This window comes from Pedobacter sp. MR2016-24, from assembly GCF_026239655.1.
In the GTDB taxonomy this organism is placed as follows: Bacteria; Bacteroidota; Bacteroidia; order Sphingobacteriales; family Sphingobacteriaceae; genus Pedobacter.
The window spans coordinates 1-3,567 of the sequence record NZ_JAPIVO010000014.1; the positions used below are offsets into that span (position 1 = coordinate 1).

Sequence of the window (3,567 nt, forward strand, 5' to 3'; positions counted from 1 at the left end):
AAATAGTCCCGTAGCTCAGTTGGTTAGAGCACTACACTGATAATGTAGGGGTCAGCAGTTCAAATCTGCTCGGGACTACATAGTACAATCTTAAGGGGGATTAGCTCAGCTGGCTAGAGCGCCTGCCTTGCACGCAGGAGGTCAACGGTTCGACTCCGTTATTCTCCACCATCACCCATGCCTAAGATAAAAGGCATAGAAATAGGGAAGTTATCGCAAGATGGCCGACCGGGGATAGAAAAGTTCTTTGACATATTGGAAGAAGTTAATAAAGAAGAGCAAACAACAATAGAGACGTTGTTGGCACTTACTGAACGCAAATGAAACTTGAGCAATCAAGGGACATGAACGTACAGCAAAGATTAACAACATGAATAAAAAAGCATTTCCATAGGCGCAAAAGGCTATGGAGAGAAGAAAGTAAGAAAGAGTACACAGGGGATGCCTTGGCTCTCAGAGGCGATGAAGGACGTGATAAGCTGCGATAAGCTTCGGGTATTAGCAAATATGAATTAATCCGGAGATTTCCGAATGGGGAAACCTGGCTGGTTGAAGACCAGTCGCACTGCGGTGCGCAAACCTGCCGAACTGAAACATCTAAGTAAGCAGAGGAAGAGAAAATAATAATGATTTCCTAAGTAGTGGCGAGCGAACGGGAAAGAGCCCAAACCAGTTTTGTTACGGCATGACTGGGGTTGTAGGACTACGATGTGGTATTAATGAATTGAAATGGAACAGGATGGGAAGCCTGGCGAGACAACGTGAGAGCCGTGTACATGTAAGGGACATTAGCCTAGTAGTATCCTGAGTACCGCGAGGTCGGAGACGCCTTGTGGGAATCTGCCGGCACCATCCGGTAAGGCTAAATACTCCTGAGAGACCGATAGTGAACCAGTACCGTGAGGGAAAGGTGAAAAGAACCCCGAACAGGGGAGTGAAATAGAACCTGAAACTGTGTACTTACAAGCGGTCGGAGCGTCCAGGTGGCGTGACGGCGTGCCTTTTGCATAATGAGCCTACGAGTTACTCTTCTCTGGCAAGGTTAAGTGTTTAAGACACGGATCCGAAGCGAAAGCGAGTCTGAATAGGGCGTATAGTCAGGGGAGGTAGACGCGAAACCTTGTGATCTACCCATGGACAGGTTGAAGGTGCGGTAACACGTACTGGAGGACCGAACCGATAAACGTTGAAAAGTTTCCGGATGATCTGTGGGTAGGGGTGAAAGGCTAATCAAACTGGGAAATAGCTCGTACTCCCCGAAATGTTTTTAGGAACAGCGTCGTGGTTGAGTTTGATAGAGGTAGAGCTACTGATTGGGTGCGGGGGAGTCAAATCCTACCAAATCCAGACAAACTCCGAATGCTATCAAATATACACGGCAGTGAGGCCCGGGGTGCTAAGGTCACGGGCCGAGAGGGAAAGAACCCAGACCATCAGCTAAGGTCCCAAAATTACTACTAAGTTGAACTAACGAGGTGCGATTGCACAGACAGCTAGGATGTTGGCTTGGAAGCAGCCATTCATTTAAAGAGTGCGTAACAGCTCACTAGTCGAGCGATCGTGCATGGATAATAAACGGGCATTAAGTAGTATACCGAAGCTATGGGTAATATTAAATATTACGGTAGGGGAGCATTCCAGCGGCAGCGAAGTTATGACGTAAGTTGTGGTGGAGCTTCTGGAAAAGCAAATGTAGGCATAAGTAACGATAAGGCAGGCGAGAAACCTGCCCGCCGAAAGGATAAGGTTTCCTGATCAACGCTAATCGGATCAGGGTTAGTCGGGGCCTAAGGAGAACCCGAAGGGGAAATTCGATGGACAACTGGTTAATATTCCAGTACTTTTTATAACTGCGATGTGGGGACGGAGTAGTGACACTGCCGCGATCTGACGGAATAGATCGTTAAAGACTGTAGGTATTGGAGAGGTAGGCAAATCCGCCACTCTAGCTGAACGTCGATAGTACCGCGCGCCTTCGGGCAAGTGGATAGCGCAGGTAATCAGACTTCCAAGAAAAACCGCTAAGCTTCAGGTTATAAAAACCCGTACCGCAAACCGACACAGGTATCCGGGAAGAGAATTCTAAGGCGCTCGAGTGAATCATGGCTAAGGAACTCGGCAAAATGGCCCTGTAACTTCGGGAGAAGGGGCGCTGGCAGCAATGTCAGCCGCAGTGAAAAGGCCCAGGCGACTGTTTAACAAAAACACATGGCTTTGCAAAATCGAAAGATGAAGTATAAGGCCTGACACCTGCCCGGTGCTGGAAGGTTAAGAGGGGATGTTAGGGTTAAACCGAAGCATTGAATTGAAGCCCCAGTAAACGGCGGCCGTAACTATAACGGTCCTAAGGTAGCGAAATTCCTTGTCGGGTAAGTTCCGACCTGCACGAATGGTGTAACGATCTGGGCGCTGTCTCAGCCATGAGCTCGGTGAAATTGTGGTCCCGGTGAAGACGCCGGGTACCCGCAACGGGACGGAAAGACCCCATGCACCTTCACTACAATTTAACATTGACATTGGATACAGGATGTGTAGGATAGGTGGGAGACTGTGAAGCGGCATCGCCAGGTGTTGTGGAGTCAACGTTGAAATACCACCCTTTTTGTGTTCGGTGTCTAACCCCTTTCGGGGGGGACATTGTTTGATGGGTAGTTTGACTGGGGTGGTCGCCTCCAAAAAGGTAACGGAGGCTTTCAAAGGTAAGCTCAATACGCTTGGTAACCGTATGAGGAGTGCAATAGCATAAGCTTGCTTGACTGTGAGGCAGACAAGCCGAGCAGGGTCGAAAGACGGATATAGTGATCCGGTGGTTCTGCATGGAAGGGCCATCGCTCAAAGGATAAAAGGTACGCTGGGGATAACAGGCTGATCTCCCCCAAGAGCTCATATCGACGGGGAGGTTTGGCACCTCGATGTCGGCTCGTCACATCCTGGGGCTGGAGAAGGTCCCAAGGGTTCGGCTGTTCGCCGATTAAAGTGGCACGCGAGCTGGGTTCAGAACGTCGCGAGACAGTTCGGTCCCTATCTGTTGTGGGCGTAGGAATTTTGAGTGGGGCTGACCTTAGTACGAGAGGACCGGGTTGGACTAACCTCTAGTGAATCTGTTGTTCCGCCAGGGGCATTGCAGAGTAGCTACGTTGGGAATAGATAAGCGCTGAAAGCATCTAAGTGCGAAACTAGCCACGAGATGAGAATTCCATATAGGACCGTAGCAGACTACTACGTTGATAGGTTACAGATGTAAAGCTGGTGACAGCATAGTCGAGTAATACTAATCATCCGAAGCTTTCAAGAGCAATAAACTGTTGTTTGTTCTTCAAACTAACTTCTTTCAATAACATGTCATTGTTTGAGACCAGGAAGGTTCGCACAGCGGATCATCCGAATCTAAAAACATATTCAAATATTGTATGCGAAAGCATAAAAAAACAAACGCACAGCGAGAGCTGTACGGTACAGACATTTAGGTGCCTATATCGGTGGTGTCCACCTCTTCCCATTCCGAACAGAGAAGTTAAGCCCACCAGAGCCGATGGTACTGCGGTAACACGTGGGAGAGTAGGTCGG

General features: G+C 48.8%; 2 tRNA genes and 2 rRNA genes. All 4 read left to right on the forward strand.

What is annotated here, in order from left to right:
- The first annotated feature begins 4 nt into the window (after nucleotides 1-4).
- Nucleotides 5-78, forward strand: a tRNA-Ile gene (locus OQX62_RS24995).
- 16 nt (nucleotides 79-94) lie between these two features.
- Nucleotides 95-171: transfer RNA gene (locus OQX62_RS25000), tRNA-Ala, on the forward strand.
- A gap of 243 nt (nucleotides 172-414) precedes the next feature.
- Nucleotides 415-3,294, forward strand: a 23S ribosomal RNA gene (locus OQX62_RS25005).
- Between the two features lie 169 nt (nucleotides 3,295-3,463).
- Nucleotides 3,464-3,567: ribosomal RNA gene (rrf, locus tag OQX62_RS25010) — 5S ribosomal RNA — on the forward strand; the annotation flags it as partial.